Source organism: Agrobacterium sp. rho-13.3 (assembly GCF_033957765.2).
Classification (GTDB): domain Bacteria; phylum Pseudomonadota; class Alphaproteobacteria; order Rhizobiales; family Rhizobiaceae; genus Agrobacterium.
On the sequence record NZ_CP192775.1, the window covers coordinates 565,839 to 584,230 of the forward strand.

16 protein-coding genes and 1 riboswitch are annotated in these 18,392 nt (G+C 57.4%); all 16 genes read left to right on the plus strand.

What is annotated here, in order from left to right; genetic code table 11:
* Window positions 1–55: 55 nt before the first annotated feature.
* Window positions 56–718, plus strand: a complete 663-nt coding sequence (locus RMR16_RS17505; RefSeq protein WP_320198592.1) for a response regulator transcription factor — start codon at window positions 56–58, stop codon at window positions 716–718.
* Window positions 715–2,079 (plus strand): sensor histidine kinase, encoded by a 1,365-nt coding sequence (locus tag RMR16_RS17510; RefSeq protein ID WP_320198593.1) that lies wholly within the window; start codon window positions 715–717, stop codon window positions 2,077–2,079. Before RMR16_RS17505 ends, RMR16_RS17510 begins: the two co-directional genes overlap by 4 nt.
* 89 nt (window positions 2,080–2,168) lie before the next feature.
* Window positions 2,169–2,852, plus strand: a complete 684-nt coding sequence (locus tag RMR16_RS17515; protein WP_320198594.1) for an MtnX-like HAD-IB family phosphatase — start codon at window positions 2,169–2,171, stop codon at window positions 2,850–2,852.
* Window positions 2,853–2,866: 14 nt separating this feature from the next.
* Window positions 2,867–4,279 carry an aspartate aminotransferase family protein gene (locus RMR16_RS17520; protein WP_320198595.1) on the plus strand — a complete coding sequence of 471 codons (1,413 nt, stop codon included), beginning with the start codon at window positions 2,867–2,869 and terminating at the stop codon, window positions 4,277–4,279.
* A gap of 4 nt (window positions 4,280–4,283) precedes the next feature.
* The gene (locus RMR16_RS17525) at window positions 4,284–5,237 is read left to right on the plus strand and encodes an arginase (RefSeq protein WP_320198596.1); all 954 of its coding nucleotides are present in this window, start codon (window positions 4,284–4,286) and stop codon (window positions 5,235–5,237) included.
* On the plus strand, window positions 5,234–5,578 hold the full coding sequence (locus RMR16_RS17530) for an EamA family transporter (RefSeq protein WP_320198597.1): 345 nt from the start codon (window positions 5,234–5,236) through the stop codon (window positions 5,576–5,578). The genes RMR16_RS17525 and RMR16_RS17530 overlap by 4 nt, the downstream gene beginning before the upstream one ends.
* A complete protein-coding gene (locus RMR16_RS17535) occupies window positions 5,575–6,387 on the plus strand; it encodes an alpha/beta hydrolase (RefSeq protein WP_320198598.1) in 813 nt (270 codons plus the stop codon). The genes RMR16_RS17530 and RMR16_RS17535 overlap by 4 nt, the downstream gene beginning before the upstream one ends.
* Window positions 6,371–7,543, plus strand: coding sequence for a GNAT family N-acetyltransferase (locus RMR16_RS17540; protein ID WP_320198599.1), 1,173 nt, complete (start codon window positions 6,371–6,373; stop codon window positions 7,541–7,543). Before RMR16_RS17535 ends, RMR16_RS17540 begins: the two co-directional genes overlap by 17 nt.
* Window positions 7,540–8,046, plus strand: coding sequence for an EamA family transporter (locus RMR16_RS17545; RefSeq protein WP_320198600.1), 507 nt, complete (start codon window positions 7,540–7,542; stop codon window positions 8,044–8,046). Before RMR16_RS17540 ends, RMR16_RS17545 begins: the two co-directional genes overlap by 4 nt.
* A gap of 192 nt (window positions 8,047–8,238) precedes the next feature.
* Window positions 8,239–8,346, plus strand: a riboswitch (guanidine-I (ykkC/yxkD leader).
* 73 nt (window positions 8,347–8,419) lie between these two features.
* Window positions 8,420–9,493, plus strand: a complete 1,074-nt coding sequence (locus RMR16_RS17550) for a putative urea ABC transporter substrate-binding protein (protein ID WP_320198601.1) — start codon at window positions 8,420–8,422, stop codon at window positions 9,491–9,493.
* Between the two features lie 77 nt (window positions 9,494–9,570).
* Window positions 9,571–10,389: an ABC transporter permease gene (locus RMR16_RS17555; protein WP_320198602.1), complete on the plus strand. Its 819-nt coding sequence runs from the start codon at window positions 9,571–9,573 to the stop codon at window positions 10,387–10,389.
* Entirely contained in the window at window positions 10,386–11,129 is a 744-nt protein-coding gene (locus RMR16_RS17560) for an ABC transporter ATP-binding protein (protein ID WP_320198603.1), read from the plus strand. The genes RMR16_RS17555 and RMR16_RS17560 overlap by 4 nt, the downstream gene beginning before the upstream one ends.
* 79 nt (window positions 11,130–11,208) lie before the next feature.
* Complete coding sequence (locus RMR16_RS17565) at window positions 11,209–12,027, plus strand: urea amidolyase associated protein UAAP1 (RefSeq protein WP_320198995.1); 819 nt, start codon at window positions 11,209–11,211, stop codon at window positions 12,025–12,027.
* 16 nt (window positions 12,028–12,043) lie between these two features.
* A complete protein-coding gene (locus tag RMR16_RS17570) occupies window positions 12,044–12,694 on the plus strand; it encodes an urea amidolyase associated protein UAAP2 (protein ID WP_320198604.1) in 651 nt (216 codons plus the stop codon).
* 5 nt (window positions 12,695–12,699) lie between these two features.
* Entirely contained in the window at window positions 12,700–16,236 is a 3,537-nt protein-coding gene (gene uca / locus RMR16_RS17575) for an urea carboxylase (protein WP_320198996.1), read from the plus strand.
* Complete coding sequence (gene atzF, locus RMR16_RS17580) at window positions 16,236–18,050, plus strand: allophanate hydrolase (RefSeq protein WP_320198605.1); 1,815 nt, start codon at window positions 16,236–16,238, stop codon at window positions 18,048–18,050. Before uca ends, atzF begins: the two co-directional genes overlap by 1 nt.
* Window positions 18,051–18,392 lie beyond the last annotated feature (342 nt).

The window sequence follows — 18,392 nt, forward strand, 5'->3', positions numbered from 1 at the left end:
ACACTACCGCTCTAAGTGAGCAGCCCGACATCGCGACCCTTATGGAGAATGGTGAATGCGCCTTTTGATCGTTGAAGACGACAGGATTCTGGGATCGTCGCTGAAGCGGGCATTTGAAAAACACGCCTATGGAGTAGATTGGTTTCGTGATGGCGCAAGCGCGCTGGAGGCCCTTCGCGATAGCCAGTTCGCGGCGATGATCCTCGATGTGAACATGCCGGAGCAAAGCGGGCTGGATATAGCGCGGCGACTGCGTCAGCAGGGGAATGATATTCCGATCCTGATGCTGACGGCGCTCGACGGGGTGCGCGACCGGGTCGCGGGGCTGGATGAAGGCGCGGACGACTACCTCACCAAACCCTTTGATCTGGACGAACTGCTTGCGCGAATCCGTGCCCTGATACGCCGCAGACAGGGGCGTGGGGAAACCATCATCCGCTGCGGAGAAGTAGAGCTCGATCCTTCGGCAATGGTCGCGCGTCGCAACGGCCAGCAGTTGCATATGCCCGCCAAGGAATTCCATCTGCTGCGGTTGCTGATGGAGCGGAGCGGGCGTTACGTGACAAAGGCGGATATCGAATACGCGCTCTATGACCTGAACGCCTTGGTCGAGAGCAACACGATCGAGGTGACGATATACAATCTGCGCAAGAAGCTCGGCTCGGAGTTCATCCGGTCGATCCGAGGCGTCGGATACATGATCGAGCGCGCATTATGACGCTCAGTCAAAGACTTTTACTGCGCATCCTTCCAACGATCATCGTGACGATAACGGTGATCGGACTTCTCGCCTATCACAGTGCAAGGCGAGAAATCGACAATATCTATGACGCTCAACTGATCAATGACGCGAACGTTCTCTGGTCGCTTCTGAAGCGACCGCTCAGTTCACCGCAGCGGCCGGAGATACACGTCCCCGATCTCGATTTCAATATGAACAACCAGCTGGCGATCAACGAAGATGCCGATGATTACGCCGATGCACATGCGTACCGTGCCTGGAGAGGCAGCACACTTGCGCTTGAGAGCAGCAAAGCCTTCCCTGCGTCGCTCAAGCAGTTGAAGGCAGGCTTTACGGACCTGCACTTTCAAGGCGAGTTATGGCGTGTCTATTCTCTGCCCATATTCGGGCAGGACGTCACGATCGAAATTGCGGAGAATATTCAGCTCCGACAAACGCTCGTCGGCAATATTCTGACCAATCTCTCGCTGCCGCTGCTCGTGCTTATCCCGGCCATCGCGTTCATCACCTGGCTGGCGATCAATAGCGGCCTGCGCAGCATCCGCCATCTCGTCAAACAGATCCGAACCCGAAACCCGGACGATCTGGCCCGAATTTCGAGTGGCGGGCTACCGCGTGATCTGGCACCGCTTGTACAATCCCTCAACGTTCTCCTCCATAAACTTGAGAGATCGATCACGCTGGAACGTCAGTTTTCCGATCTTGCCGCACACCAGTTGCGAACACCGCAAGCCGGGATCAAACTGCTTCTCCAGCTTCTCGAGCGGTGTGATTCCGAAGACGAGCGCAAGGCTCTGATGATGGATCTCGTGGCAAGCAACGAACGCGCCATGCATTTGATCGAACAGTTGCTGCGCCTTGCCCGTGTCGGCCATCAACCTCTCAAGCTGGAGCCTGTCAACCTAACAAATCTGGCAACAGCCTGTGTCGCCGGTTTTGGACAGGCGCTCGCCGGTCGCGATGTGCAGATGGACTTGATCGAGAACGTTGAGGCATCCGTCATGACAGACCGCGCGGCGCTGGGCGTCATGATCGACAACGTCATCGACAACGCCATCAAATATTCGCCAGCTGGCACCCGTATCGCGGTGACGCTGGCTCAAGCGGAAAACGGGTGGCGTCTCTGCATCAGCGATTCCGGGTCGGGCATTTCGCCTGAACAGCACCCCCATGCGTTCCAACGCTTCAACCGGCTGGATGCAGACGACAGCGCCGGTGCCGGTCTTGGACTGACGATCGTTGCGGACATAGCCAATCGGCTCGGCATCCGTATCCTTCTCGATACGCCGGAATGGGGTTACGGCCTGCGGGTGGGGTTCGAAATTCCGGCAGCCTGACGTTCGAATTCAGCTTCGCTTCATCTTCGCCTAATCCTGCCTTCAGATCACGGGCCTAAATGCTCTCCTACGAAATCAGGGAGCATGACATGCATGCATTTTGCGACTTTGACGGAACGATCGCGGTGGACGATGTCACGGATCTCGTTCTGGAACGTTTCGCGACGGACAAGTGGCATCGCTTGGAAGACGACTGGATCGCTGGCAAGATCACCGCAGCGGAGTGCATGCGCGCCCAGATCCCCTTGATTGATGCGACACTTCAGGACCTCAACGGCTTTCTGGATACGATCGAAATCGACCCCGGATTTCCTGCGTTTTTCGACTTCTGCCGCAAAAACGGGGTCGGCCTCACCGTCGTCAGCGACGGCGTCGATCACTTCATCCGCCGCATCCTTGCAAAATACGGCATGACCAACATCGCGGTGACTGCCAACCGTATGTCATCCAGCATTTCGCAACAGCGGTTTCAATACCGACTGGACACCCCCTTTGCCAGCGCCGGATGCCCCGCAGGTTCTGGTGTCTGCAAATGCAATATCATTCAGGCGCAGGGCGATCACATCTATGTCGGCGATGGGCGAAGCGACTTCTGCGTTTCGCATCAGGCGCTGCTCGTCTTCGCCAAGTCCAAGCTCGCCACCTACTGCGATCAGCAGGCCATTCCCTTCATTCCCTACGAGGGTTTCGTCGATGTGCAATCCGCCCTCGCAAGCCTTCTCGACAAAACGTCCAGCCGAGTCCCCGCCTCCCGGCTGGCAAGAACCGCATAATCCAAGGAAACACCATGAACGCCTATACGCAAATTGCCGAGCCGGTCGTCAGCACGACCACCGAAGAAGAGCTTCGCAGTCTCGAAGCTGCCTATTGCTCTCACGGAGATACGGTCCACTACACCGACCATCCGAAATTCTTCAGCGGCTGTGAAGGCTCTTTCCTTTTCGACAGCAGCGAGACGCCCTTTCTCGATCTCCAGATGTGGTATTCGGCCGTGAATTTCGGTTATCGCAACGAGCGTCTGAACGCCGTTGCGCATCGCCAACTGGACCAACTGCCGCAGGTCGCCTCCCAGTATCTGCACCGCGAAAAGGTGGAACTGGCGGCGATGATCGCTCAGGATGCAGAACGGAAGTTCGGCAATAAGGGCCGCGTGCATTTCAACGTCGGTGGTTCGCAAGCGGTCGAGGACTCGCTCAAACTCGTCCGCAACTATACGGGCGGCAAAAGTCTGATGTTTGCCTTCGAGGGCGGCTATCACGGCCGCACGCTTGGCGCGACGGCCATCACGTCCAGCTATCGTTATCGCCGTCGCTACGGCCATTTCGGAGAACGGGCGCAATTCATTGAGTTCCCGTACCACTTCCGCGGCCCCAAGGGCATGTCGAAGGAGGAATACGGTCACCAATGCGTACAGAAATTCGCCCGCCTGTTCGAAAGCGAATATAACGGCGTATGGGATCCGAAAGCTGGCAAGTCCGAATATGCCGCCTTCTATATCGAGCCGATCCAGGGCACCGGCGGTTATGTCATTCCGCCGATGAATTTCTTCATCGAACTGAAAAAGGTGCTCGACGAGCACGGTATTCTGATGGTGGTCGATGAAATCCAGATGGGCGTCTACCGGACCGGCAAGCTGTGGTCGATCGAACATTTTGGCGTGTCGCCGGACGTGTTGGTCTTCGGCAAGGCCATCACCAACGGGCTGAACCCGTTGTCTGGCATCTGGGCGCGGGAAGAGATGATCAACCCCACCATCTTCCCACCCGGCTCAACACATTCGACATTCGCCAGCAACCCCATGGGAACTGCCGTGGCGCTTGAGACCCTCAAAATGGTTCAGGAGGAGGATTTTGGTGCGAGCGTCATGGCCAAGGGGGCTCTGTTCCTGGAAGGTCTGAAAGAACTGAAGTCCCGCCATGCCATCATCGGTGAAGTGGACGGTCTGGGTCTGGCGCTACGCATGGAGATTTGCCAGGCCGATAGCTACACGCCGGACAAGGCCACGCTCGACTGGATGTGCGATGAGGGCATGAAAGGCGATCTTTACGTCAATGGCCAGACATACGGCCTCGTGCTCGATGTCGGCGGTTACCACAAGAACGTCATCACATTCGCTCCGAATCTGATGATTTCGACTGAGGAGATCAAGCTGGCCATCGAACTGCTTGATCAACTCCTGAACCGTGCCGAGCGGAGATAGATCCGTGCAGATATTGCTTCTCCATCTGGATGACGCGTTGGAGTTGCAACCCGATTTCGTGGGGGCCGCGCTGACGGCTGGCGCCCGTGAAGTCGAAGACAAAACATGCGGCCTGTCATTGCGGCTCTGGAGCCGCAATGACAGGCTCTGGGCCTTAAAACAAAGTCTTGCGCATGTGGAGGGTATCCGCAAACACCAGCCACGCCTGTGTTTCACGGGATCGGGTGATTTTCATCACGTGACCGCATTGCTGCTGGCCGATGCTTTGGAAGAATTCGAATGCCCGGTTACCGTCATTCATATCGACAACCATCCAGACTGGGTGCATTTCTCGAAGGGGCTGCACTGCGGCTCCTGGATCAATGCCGCAGCCGCGCATCCGAATGTGAACAAAATCATCACGCTGGGTGTTTGCAGCAACGATCTTACATCGCCGGACCGCAAGGGCGCCAATCTCGATTTGCTCCGCTGCGGCAAACTTGAGCTATATCCCTATGCACATCCGCCAAGCCGTGTGAAAGGCAGATTTGGTTCTGGCGCCAGCTATTCCCAGCTCGGATCGGACCTGCACTGGGTGCTGATGTCAAATCTCGGCGAGAGCAATTTCATTGACCGCCTTCTTCAGCGGATCAAGACCGACGCGGTCTACATCACGATCGACAAGGACAGCCTCGTTCATTCGGATGCTGTCACAAACTGGGATCAGGGTTGCATGAGCCTGCCCTATGTCCTGTGGATCATCCACGAGATCGGCTTGCGCCATCGGATCATCGGCGCCGACGTCACCGGCGATTATTCCGAGCCGCGGTATGGTGGATCGCTTGCGATGCGCCTGCTCAAAAAAGCCGAGGTCATGATCGACCAGCCGTTGCGGCGACGTGACATGGATGTGGCCAGCAACATCAACAGCGCCGCCAATCACGCCCTTCTCGAAGTGCTGTCGCAGGTGATGGCATGAGCCCCGGAATGATCTTGTCTGCGACGATCGCGTTCTGCATCGTTACGGAAACAGGGCGCGAGCTCTGCTTCAAATACGCGGCGATGCGTGAAGGCACGAACTTTCTCCTTGTCCCTGCGACATGGCTAGGCGTTGCATTCTGGGGCGTCGAACTCTTGGCGTGGATCGTCGTTCTTGCCGAAACCCCGCTATCGGTCGCCTTTCCTCTCATGGCATTGAGCTATGTCACGATCGCCATTGCAGCAGCGATCCTGTTCAAAGAAAGACTTGATCATCGCCGCCTGCTGGGCATTGCGCTGATTGTCGGAGGCGTCGTCTGTGTCGGCGCAAGTGGTCTATGAAAACAGAAATCCCAACCCTCTTCGAAGAAGGCACCAACGGCAGGGGCGTGCTTCTCATCCATGGCCTAACCGGCGCACCGGCAGAAATGCGTCTCGTTGCCCGTCATCTCAACCGACGCGGCTATAGCGTGTTTGCGCCGCTTCTGGCCGGTCACGGCATGGACGCGGCGGCCCTGAGACGGTCCCGTTGGGAGGATTGGCTGGAAAGCGTGCACGAGGCGCGAGCCGGGTTTTCCAAACGTGTCGACACTGTTTACGCCGCCGGTATCTGCGTGGGCGGCAAGCTGGCGATGATGGCTGCGGCCGACAGTCCGGGCAAAATAGAAGCGACCGCGATCTACTCTCCCTGCTTTCATTACGACGGCTGGGAAGTGCCACACCGTTACTCATTGCTGTCGCCGCATCTGCGCTGGATTTCACATTTGCCGCTGCTCGGCAGGATGAACTTTCGTGAAAACGCATCGCTTGGCATCAAGGATGAGCGCATGAGACGGCTGATTGCGGGCATGGGCAACGACGGAATGCTGGAAAGCTTTCCGGGCAAGGCACTCTTTGAAATGCACGAACTTGGTCGCACGCTGAAATCCCGCCTGCCATCGATGAAAACACCGACCTTGATCATTCATTCCCGTGAGGACGATCTGAGTGGTCCGTCCCATGCCACCTACATCGCCGACCATATCGGCGGACGCAATCGTCTTCATTGGCTGGATGACAGCTATCACATGATCCATGTCGATCGGCAGCGCCGTGTCGTCGCCGATCTCACCGCCGATTTTTTCGAGACAGATGATGCTGCAAAATCTTAAAGCAAAACCGGCTGGCGATCTGGTCGAAATTGACCAGCATCATCTCAAAGTCGAGATCCATGAGGGTCTTTCGACGATAGAGCGCTCCGCTTGGAACGCCTGTTTTGTGGGAAATCTCGAGGGTTACGATTATCTTTTGGCGGTGGAAAACGGCGGCCTCGATGATTTTCACTGGCGTTACGTCACCGTCGAGCAGGACGGCATGATCGTCGCCGCGATGCCCGCCTTTTTATGCGATTACGGGCTGGAAACGACGCTGCCACGCGGTCGTCTGCACACCATGATCGGCTGGGTTCGCACCATCGCCCCGCGTTTCCTGAAACTCAAACTTGCTTGCCTTGGCTCTCCATGTACGGAAAACGGTGTCGTTGGTTTTCACCCGGCTGTGCCACCACGGCACCATGGTACAATCCTGGCCAAATTGCTGGCCGGTTTTGAAGCGACAGCCGCGGCTGAAGGCTGCACGCTGGTCGCCCTCAAGGATATGCCGCTACCGCTTGAGCCAGCATTTGCCCAGTTGCTTGAACGACGCGGATATGTGGACACAAGCGGTATGCCGACCGCCTGGCGCGACATCGATTTTCAGACCATAGACGATTATCTTGCAACCCTATCATCCGGCACGCGCAAGGACATGCGCCGCAAACTGCGTGCCGCTTCGGCAGTGACCGTCGAAAGGGTGAGTGATTTAGGCCCATGGCAGGCACGTTTTATGGAGCTTTACCACCAGACCCGCGAACGCAGCGAATGGCAGTTCGAGGATCTGACACCTGCCTATTTTTCCGGAATCCTGCACCATATGCCGGAGAATGCTTTCTGCACGGTCTATACCGCCAAGGGTGAGGTTCTCGCATTCAACCTCCTGCTTCATGACGATGGGCAGCTCATCGACAAGTTCTTCTGTATGGATGCCGAACGTGGCCGATCCTACAATCTCTATTATCTGAGCTGGTTCGAAAACCTTCGCTATTGTCTTGAGAACGGTATCGAGCGTTATCAGAGCGGGCAGGCCTATTATCGCAACAAGGTAAAGCTTGGCAGCGAGCTGACGGAAAACGCCATGTTCTTCCGCCACACCAACCGCATTGCCCATGCGGTTCTCAAGCGGATCGCGCCATTTCTGGCCGGGGACGATGGCAAGGATATCGCACCATGAGATCAATCCGCGCCGTCTGGCTGCTGGTGCCGCTGTTGAACACCTTGCAGCAGGTTTTTCTCAAGCAGAGCGCCGCTGCCATTGCGGATACTCCCGCTCACTGGCTCGACCAGCTTTTCGGTTCACCCTGGTTCGGCTTGGCCATTGCTGCCGAGATTGCCTGTTTCTGGATATGGATGGCCGTACTGTCAGAACTGGACCTCAGCGCGGCCTTTCCGCTTTCAGCCGTCAGCTACGTTCTCATCATGGGCGTCGCCTGGCTCGTCTTCGGCGAGCCGATAACCCTGTTGCAGATTGCCGGGAGCCTGCTCATCCTCACGGGCACCTGGCTCATCGCAGACGGCGCTGCTCAAGCGAAATCCATTCAGCGGTGTTCGGTCTTTGGTAAAAATTATGCCCCAAGCAAACGGTGTGAACTGGATGCCCTGCCTTCAACCGTGCAGGAAAGTAAACACCTGCCGTTTGCCGTGAGAACTTCATGGCATCGCGATCAGGGAAAATGATTGATCCGAAGACGGCGCGGTGAGCGGGAAGATCAAGGCTGCCGGCGTGTTCTGACTGCCTAAATTGCATGCATACCTTGCCTGCCTGACCAATTTGACGCCAGCTTGTTTTGCGTTCATCCGCTCTGCCGGGCAAATACCCCTGATTTTAATCCAATATTGAACTGGCATGGCCTTTGCTTCTATGTCCGTAGAGTTGGTTGCTAGGGTTCCGGCGCTTTTGCGTGACTGGTCCGAGAGCAGCCACTGGGCGGGGAGACATTCCGCTCAGATGCACGGCGGGATAAAAGCCCGGGAGACCTCGTTAGCCAAGGGATTGGCGGCGTTGGTGTGTGCCGATCCCTTTTTGACAAAAAGCAAAAGGGGAATACCAATGCAGACATTCAAGACCATTCTCGCCATCACCGCGCTCACGGCTTCGCTGGCGCTCTCCGGTGTGTCCACTGCGAATGCCGCGCCTAAAAAGGATTTCAAGGTTGCGTGGTCGATCTATGTCGGCTGGATGCCCTGGGGTTATGCAAACGACCATGGCATCGTCAAGAAATGGGCTGACAAATACGGGATCAATATCGAGGTTACGCAGTTCAACGACTATGTGGAGTCGATGAACCAGTATACCGCTGGCGCCTACGATGCCGTGACATTGACCAACATGGACGGACTTTCCATTCCGGCTGCTGGCGGGATCGATACCACCGCCGTTATCGTCGGCGATTTTTCGAACGGCAATGACGCCGTTATCCTGAAAGACAAGACGAGCCTCTCTGACGTCAAAGGGGCAAACGTCAATCTCGTGGAATTTTCCGTTTCTCACTATTTGCTCGCCCGCGCGCTGGAAAGCATCGGCTCCACCGAGCGCGATGTTAAGGTCGTCAACACCTCAGACGCCGATATGGTCGCCGCCTACCAGACGCCTGATGTCACCGCAGTCGTGACCTGGAACCCGCTGGTTTCCGCAATCCTCGAAACACCATCGGCCAAGAAGGTCTTCGACAGCTCGCAAATCCCCGGCGAGATTATCGACCTGATGGTCGCCAATAGTGATGTGCTGAAAGACAATCCGGATTTCGGCAAGGCACTTGCCGGCATCTGGTACGACACGATGACGGTGATGACCGCCGATAGCGCTGAAGGCAAGGCCGCACGTTCGGCAATGGGTACGGCTTCCGGCACCGATCTTGCCGGCTTCGAGGCACAGATGGCCGCGACCAAGTTGTTCGACAAGCCTGCCGATGCCGTTGCATTCACGGCTTCGCCAAACCTGCCGAAGACCATGGATCTCGTTCGTAACTTCCTGTTCGAAAAAGGTCTTCTCGGCAATGGTGCACCTTCGGCCGATGTCATCGGCATCGCGTTTCCTGATGGCGCGATCCATGGCGACAAGGCCAATGTGAAGTTCCGTTTCACCACCGAATACATGGATGCTGCCGCCAAGGGCACGCTGTAAGGGCGACCGTTTCACGACGCTACAGCCGGGCGACAAGCGCCCGGCATTGTGATGACGCTTCAATCAGGAGCCTTTCCATGCGCTGGATCAATACGCGGCCTTCAAGCGGTGCCCGACTTGCCCTTGCTGCTCTGCCCTTCGCAGCAGTTCTGATCGCTTACACGATTGGCTCGGCGGCAAGGATGGCTGAAAACGCCAATGACAAGCTGCTGCCGGGGTTTGCGGGATTTGCCGATGCCATCAACCGGATGGCTTTCATACCGGATGCCCGCACCGGCGATATCGTTTTGTGGACCGATACGATTGCAAGTCTCATTCGACTTTTCTCAGGCCTCGGCATAGCGACGGCCACAGCATTGGCCATCGGCATGATGATTGGCATGTTACCCTATGCCCGTTCGCTGCTTTCGCCTTTTGTTGCAGCAGTTTCGATGGTGCCGCCGCTGGCGCTCCTGCCCATTCTGTTCATCGCACTGGGTCTGGGGGAAGTTTCGAAGATTGCGTTGATCGTCATCGGCGTCACGCCGGTCATGATCCGTGATCTGGCCCTCAAAGCCATCGAGTTGCCGCGTGAGCAGGTCATCAAGGCAGAGACTCTTGGCGGAAACTCCTGGCAGGTCGCGCTGCGGGTGGTTCTGCCGCAGGTTTTGCCGCGCCTTATCACCTGCCTGCGTTTGCAGATCGGGCCAGCATGGCTGTTTCTCATCGCCGCCGAGGCAATTTCTTCGGACTCCGGCCTCGGTTATCGCATTTTCCTCGTACGCCGTTATCTGGCGATGGACGTGATTTTTCCCTACGTGGTCTGGATTACCCTCATCGCTGTTTTGACAGACTGGCTGCTGGAGCGTTTCAGGCTGTCCGTCTTCCCTTGGTCCGCATTGGAGATCAAGTCATGAGTGCGATCAGCATTGAGAATGTCTGGAAAGAGTATGGTGACCAGATCGTTCTGGAGAACATATCGCTCGACATAGAGTCCCGCGCTTTTGTCGCTCTGGTCGGCCCTTCGGGCTGCGGCAAGACGACGTTTCTACGTATGCTTTTAGGGCAGGAAAACCCAACACGCGGCTCCATACGTCTGGATGGTCAGCCACTTTCGCCGGAGCCGGGGCCGGACCGGGGCGTTGTCTTCCAGCGTTATTCGGTCTTTCCGCACCTGACGGTGCTGGGCAATGTGCTGATCGGCAAGGAGCTTGCGGCATCACGCTTCACGGGCAAACTTTTCGGTGCCGCCCGCCGTGGTGCAATAGAAGAAGCCCGCGCCATGATTGCCGATGTCGGCCTTGCCGGTACGGAAGAAAAATATCCGGCACAGCTTTCCGGCGGGATGCAGCAGCGTTTGGCACTGGCGCAAGCACTGTTGATGCGCCCGAAGGTTCTGTTGCTGGATGAGCCATTTGGCGCACTCGACCCCGGCATACGCGCCGAAATCCACCTGTTGATGAAACGTCTGTGGAACGAGACGCCGATGACGGTGGTGATGGTGACGCACGATATGCGTGAAGCCTTCACGCTGGCAACGCGGGTTGTCGCATTTGAGCGTCCGCGTGACAGACCCGAAGAAAAGCTGCGCTATGGCGCAACGATTACCCGTGATCTTCCGATATGGCCGCCGCGCCGCGCCGGAAGTGCCGCCTGAACCATCAAAGCCCGCCGGGACGACCCGGCATTACGGGCAGACCCACCGGGACGACCCGAACTCAACCGCCATGGAGCACATTATGCACCAAAGACGTTCGCCCGAAGAAATTGCCGCCAATCGTGCACGCTATGAAGAACACCAGAGGAAAGGGTTGGATTTCGCGCCCAAGACCCTGCCGGGGTTCAGCCCCTATCCCGAAATCCCTGTTGCGCACGACAACGTTGTGCACCAGGAGGTCATTCCCGGCGGCTGGTACTGGTCAACCAAGGTTGCTCGCGAACAGACGATACGTATCAGCCTCAGTCACGGCTTTTCCTCCGTCGCGCTCATTGCGTGGGCCGCTGCTGAAACCTCCGAGCGTATGAACCTGGCCGATACGGTCAAAATGCAATGGACGACGGGCCTTTCCAAAGGCCGTGTCATCTTTTCAGATATGGGGCGCGTGATGTTCTCCATCACCGAAGATTCCTCCGGCGCGCATGATTGCCTCGTCGGTGGCTCCAACGCGGCGACGAACGCGCGATATCAAGGCACATTGTTGCGCGATACGCGGGATAATTTCATCAAGCTCGCCATGAAGATCGGCCTTGACCGGCGCGACATTCCGGCCGCGCTGACGCTTTTCGCGCCAGTTCGCGTCGATGCCGAAGGGCAGTTCTTCTGGAATCCGGCTTTGCTGAATGGTGCCGATTATGTGGAGTTGCGTGCCGAGATGGACATGATCATCGGCTTTTCCAACTGCCCGCACCCGCTCGACCCCAACCCCGTCTACGCGCCAAACCCGGTAACAATAACCCGTATCGCTGCTGAAGCGGTTGCGAAGGATGACCTTTGCCGCACGGCGACCGCCGAAGCCATCCGTGGTTTCGAGAACAACGCATTGGCGACAATCTGAGCCGGGAGACAAGATCATGACTAGTTTCATTCAAACCGCCCTCTCCCGCACGCTCGAAAACGCTGTGCAGGACCACTACATTGCCGCTGAAAAGCCATTCTCGACCATCGTTGCCAAAGGCCAGACTGTTCGCATCGAGGATAGCTACGGCCAGCAGGCCATCGATACGCTGTTTTACAACGCCGAAGATTATTCCGAGCGCTATTCCAGTCAGGACACGGTGCGCGAACAGAATGCCGCCTATATTTCGACCGGCACGAAAGTCATGTCGAATGAAGGTCGGGTCATGCTTCAGATGACCGCCGATAGTTGCGGTCGTCATGATACATCCGCCGGCGCCTGCTCCTGCGAGAGCAACACGGTGCGCTTCGGCCACGGCACGAAATATCTTCACGCGTGCCGCGACAACTTCGTTGCGGAAGTGGCCAAATACGGCATGGGCAAACGCGACGTCGCCCCCAACATCAATTTTTTCATGAACGTGCCGATCTCGCCAAACGGCGGCATGACCATTGTGGATGGCATCTCGGCACCGGGCGACTACGTCGAACTGAAGGCGGAGATGGACGTGCTGCTCGTCATCTCCAATTGCCCGCAGATCAACAATCCCTGCAACGGTTTCGATCCGACGCCGATCCGCGTGCTGGTCTGGAACGAGGAAGGTTGATGGCCATGTTCACCAAGGTTCTGATCGCCAATCGCGGCGAAATTGCTGTGCGCGTCATCCGCACATTGCGCCAGATGGGCATCGCCTCCGTCGCCGTTTACTCCGATGCCGACCGTTTCGCCAAGGCGACCTTGCTGGCGGATGAGGCCGTTCGCCTTGGCCCGGCACCGGCCGCCGAAAGCTATCTGAATGTCGATGCTGTCATTGCTGCCTGCAAGGCAACGGGCGCGCAAGCGGTGCATCCCGGCTACGGTTTTCTTTCGGAAAACATTGGTTTTGCTGAAAGGTTGAAGGCAGAGGGCATCGCATTCATCGGCCCCAAGCCGGGAAACATTGCCGACTTCGGGCTAAAGCACACCGCCCGTGAACTGGCGAAACGGAGCGGCGTTCCGCTTCTGCCAGGTTCGGATCTGCTTGCCTCGGCGGATGAAGCGTTGGCGGCTGCCGATGGCATTGGTTATCCAGTGATGCTGAAATCCACTGCGGGCGGCGGTGGCATCGGCATGCAGCTTTGCGCCGACCCGGCAGCATTGAAATCGGCGTTCGACAGTGTGCAACGCACGGCGAAGGCGAGTTTTGGTGATGCGCGAGTTTATCTCGAACGCTTCGTCGCCAAGGCGCGCCATGTCGAGGTGCAGATCTTCGGGGACGGCGAAGGCAGGGTGATCGCGTTGGGTGAGCGTGATTGTTCGCTTCAACGCCGTAACCAGAAGGTGATTGAAGAAACGCCAGCCCCCAACTTGCCCGACGCTGTCCGTCAAAAGCTGCATGCGGCGGCTGTCGCCTTGGGTTCGCAAGTGAAATACGAATCCGCCGGTACAGTGGAGTTCATCTACGATCCTGCCCGAGAGGAATTCTATTTCCTTGAGGTCAACACTCGTTTGCAGGTTGAACACCCGGTAACAGAAGCGGTTTTCGGCATCGATCTGGTCGAATGGATGGTCCGGCAGGCGGCTGGTGACGATGTCTTGACCGGCAAGGAAAGACTGACGCCGAAAGGCGCCGCCATCGAAGCCCGCGTTTATGCGGAAATGCCGCATGCCGATTTCCGCCCGAGCGCCGGCTTGCTGACGGACGTGGTGTTTCCGCAGGACGTGCGGGTGGACGGTTGGATTGAGACGGGAACGGAAGTCACGCCGTTTTACGATCCGATGCTCGCCAAGATCATCGTCGCCGGGGACAATCGTGATGACGCCATCGCGCGGATGGAAAAGGCACTATCGGAAACGTCGATTTCCGGCATTGAGACAAATCTGGACTATCTCAAGGCCATCGCCGCATCCGATCTTTTCGGCAGCGGAGATGTCGCAACAACAGCGCTGAAAGATTTCGCCTTTGTGCCAGATGTGGTTGAGGTCATCACTCCCGGTGCGCAGTCCAGCCTTCAGGAATTGCCGGGTCGTCTTGGCCTGTGGCATGTCGGGGTGCCGCCAAGCGGACCCATGGACGAACGCTCCTTCCGCCACGCCAACCGCCTTGTCGGCAACCATGATCACACGGCGGCGCTTGAACTAACCGTTTCCGGGCCGGTGTTAAAGTTCTTCTCCAATGTCACCGTGGCGCTGGCGGGCGCAGACATGCCGATGAAATTGGACGGAGAACCCGTTGCTCACAACACGGCTGTTGAGGTCAAGTCTGGACAAACACTGACCATCGGCCAGATCAAAGGTGCTGGACAGCGAGCCTATCTGGCGGTGTCCGGCGGATTTGACGCGCCTGTCGTGCTCGGTTCTCGTGCCACGTTCGGGCTGGGCCAATTTGGCGGCAACGCCACCGGCACATTGCGCGCAGGCCATGTTCTGCGCCTCGCCAACGCCTCTCAATCCGATGTGAAACCCGCAACCCAGCCTGCGCAGCTTAGCCGCGACTGGTCGGTCGGTGTCCTCTACGGCCCACATGGCGCACCCGATTTCTTCCTCGAGGACGATATCGAAACGCTGTTCTCCATCGAATATGAGGTGCATTTCAACTCGGCCCGCACTGGTGTTCGTCTCATCGGGCCTGCACCGAAATGGGCGCGGACGGATGGAGGCGAAGCGGGTCTTCATCCTTCCAACCTTCACGACAATGCCTATGCCATCGGCGCTATCGACTTCACGGGCGATATGCCAATCATCCTCGGTCCCGATGGCCCTTCGCTTGGCGGCTTCGTTTGCCCGGCAGTGATTGCGGCGGATGAACAATGGAAAATGGGCCAGTTCAAGCCTGGCGACAAGATTAGCTTTTACGCTGTGACCCGCGCTGAAGACCCGATTGCTGGCCCAATGGTGAAGCGCATCGGTGAGGATGCCGGGTCACCAATTCTGGCGAAACGTGACGATACGGAGGTTCCGGTCACCTATCGCCGTCAGGGTGATGACAATTTGCTGATTGAATACGGCTCCATGCAGCTCGATATCGGCTTGCGGCTGCGCGCTCACCTGCTGATGCAGGCGGTGAAAGAAGCAAAGGTTCCGGGTTTGATCGATCTCACACCCGGCATCCGTTCGCTGCAAATCCACTACGACGGATCAAACCTTGCTCGCACCCGGCTTCTTGGTCTGCTTTCAGATATAGAGGACGGAATGCCCTCCGTTCATTCGGTGAAAGTGCCGAGCCGCACCGTCTGGCTGCCGCTGTCTTGGAACGACCCGGATGCCGAGCTTGCCATGCGCAAATATCAGGAATTGGTGCGCCCCAACGCCCCATGGTGCCCGTCCAACATCGAGTTCATCCGCCGCATCAACGGCTTGGAAGATGAGCAGGCTGTGAAGAATACGATCTTCGATGCGTCCTATCTGGTGATGGGCCTCGGTGATGTCTATCTCGGTGCCCCGGTTGCCACACCGCTCGACCCGCGCCATCGCCTCGTCACCACCAAATACAACCCGGCCCGCACTTGGACGCCGGAAAACGCAGTCGGCATCGGCGGCGCGTATATGTGTATCTACGGCATGGAGGGACCTGGCGGCTATCAGCTCTTTGGACGCACCATCCAGATGTGGAACACATGGCGGCAAACCCCGGTCTTCGGCAAGGATAAGCCGTGGCTGCTCGATTTCTTCGATCAGGTCCGGTTCTTCCCCGTCGACCATAAGGAATTAACGGAAGCCCGCGCGGCCTTCCCCCATGGCGGTTACCCTGTTCGTATCGAAGAGGGCGAATTCTCCTATGCTGCCTATGAGGCGGAACTTGCCAAAAACGCGGCTGGTATCGGCGCCTTCAAATCAAAGCAACAGGCTGCCTTTGAGGCAGAACGTCAGCGTTGGAAAGAGCAAGGTCTCGACAGTTTCGTGGTCGATGAGAGCGGTGGTATGGGGCTTGGCGGCGATATTCCCGAAGGTTGCTTCGGTGTTGAAAGCGCCGTCCCCGGCAACGTCTGGAAGGTGCTGGTCGAGAAAGGCCAGACCGTGGAAGCAGGTGACACACTTGCGATCATCGAATCCATGAAGATGGAAATCACCGTCACCGCCCATGCGCCGGGTCGCGTCCGCGATCTTCGCGCCGGGCCGGGTCGAAATGTCAAAGCGGGCGACGTGCTCGTTGTTCTGGAGGATGCTTGATGCTTCCCGTATTTCTCGATCTCACCTCGTTGCGCCAGGCTTATGATGTCGGGCTCTCACCGCTAGACCTCGTGGAAGAGGTGCTTGCCCGTATCGAAGCCTCTGACGATCCGGCAATCTTTATCACCAAAACCCCGGCAGATGATCTGCGCAGGGCTGCGCGCGATCTTATGGCACGATCTCCGCAACCCAACAGTCTGCCGCTCTGGGGCGTGCCTTTTGCGGTGAAGGACAATATCGATGTGGCAGGATTGCCAACGACCGCCGCCTGCCCTGCTTTCGCATATCACCCTGAAAAGGATGCGACGGTTATCGCCCGATTGAAAGCCGCTGGTGCCCTCGTTATCGGCAAGACCAATCTCGATCAGTTCGCCACCGGATTGAACGGCACACGCTCACCGCACGGCGCGCCATGCTCCGTCTTCGACACGGCGTATGTTTCGGGCGGATCGTCTTCCGGCTCTGCGGTTGCAGTCGCTTCTGGGCTTGCCAGCTTCGCACTCGGCACGGACACGGCAGGTTCCGGTCGTGTTCCGGCGGCGTTCAACAACATCGTCGGCATCAAGCCGACACCCGGACTTGTGCCGAATGTCGGTGTCGTTCCGGCCTGCCGTTCGGTGGATGTGGTCACGGTTTTCACGGGAACGGTGGGAGATGGCGTTTCTGTTCGCAAGGTCATGGAAGGTTATGATGCGACCGATCCCTTTTCGAAGAAGGCCAAGGCCGCTTATCTGCCTGCGACTGGTTTGAGGATCGGTGTGCTTTCAAACACCGAGCGAGAATTTTATGGCAATGCTGCCTATGAAGCTCTTTACGATGCGGCCATAGAACGCGCCAGAACACTCGGCGCGCACATCGTAGAGTTTGATTATGCGCCCTTCCGTCAAGCCGCCGAACTCCTCTACAACGGGCCATGGGTCGCCGAGCGATTGGCGGCGGTGAAGGATTTCTTTACAACGAATGCCACAGACGTCGACCCAACGGTGCGCACCATCATTGCTGGTGCGACGGCGTACACTGCCGTGGATGCGTTCGAAGGTCTTTATAAGCTTGAAGCGCTGCGCCAGCAGACGTTTGAAGAATGGGCAAAGGTAGACCTGCTGATGCTGCCAACCTCGCCCACGACCTATACGGTCGACACTATGCTGGCCGACCCTATCGCAAAGAACGGTCATTTTGGTCGCTACACCAACTTCGCCAACCTCTTCGGCTACGCCGCAATCGCTGTGCCTGCCGGTTTTGATGTGGATAATCATCTGCCCGCCGGTGTTACTCTGTTTGGACCGTCTTTTTCAGATGATGCGCTTGCCCCCTTTGCCGATGCACTTCACCGTGCCGCCGCCGCCGGCATGGGCAAGGACAAACAGGCCGTGCTTCCAGAGGCCAGCCGGGTTTTGGAGCAGGACGATGGCAATGTCACCATCATGGTTGTCGGCGCACATCTCAGTGGCATGCCATTAAACCACGAACTGACAGGCCCCGGCGGCAGGCTTATCAAGACGTGCCGCACTGCGGGCGATTACCGCCTGTTCGTCTTGCCCAACACGACGCCGCCAAAGCCTGCACTCATTCGAGAACCCGGTTTTTCTGGGAACGGACTTGAGGTCGAGGTGTGGCAAGTGTCGCCCGATGCTTTCGGCCGTTTCGTCCAGAACATCCCGGCCCCTCTCGGCATCGGCAAAGTGACGCTGGATGACGGCTCAAAGATTTCCGGATTTCTCTGTGAGACCCATGCCGTTGATGGTGCGCACGAGATTACAGCGCTTGGCGGCTGGCGTGCGTATCTATCGGAACTGAAGCGAGGAGCTCTATGATGACGATCCAGTCTGTTCTCCGGGTACTGGCGGATTTATTGATGGCTCGCGCTCACAGGTTTCGCCTGATCTACGATAGGGAGCGCCACCGCTCCCCAAAAAAACATCACTATTGATCTATTGGGAGACTCTGCTCGTATGGTGAAAACTCATTCAAATCCACGCGGTAATGATTGATGCAAGGGTGATTGCAGAGAGGTAGTTTGCCGCGAGCCTGTCGTATCGTGTTGCGCTTCGCCGCCAGTTGTTGAAGCTACAGAAGTCGCTCGATGGGATTTTGCGCCTGTAAGCTCTGCGGTCGAGTGGGTATGGTGTTTCACGTACTACCGATGACGGGATGAT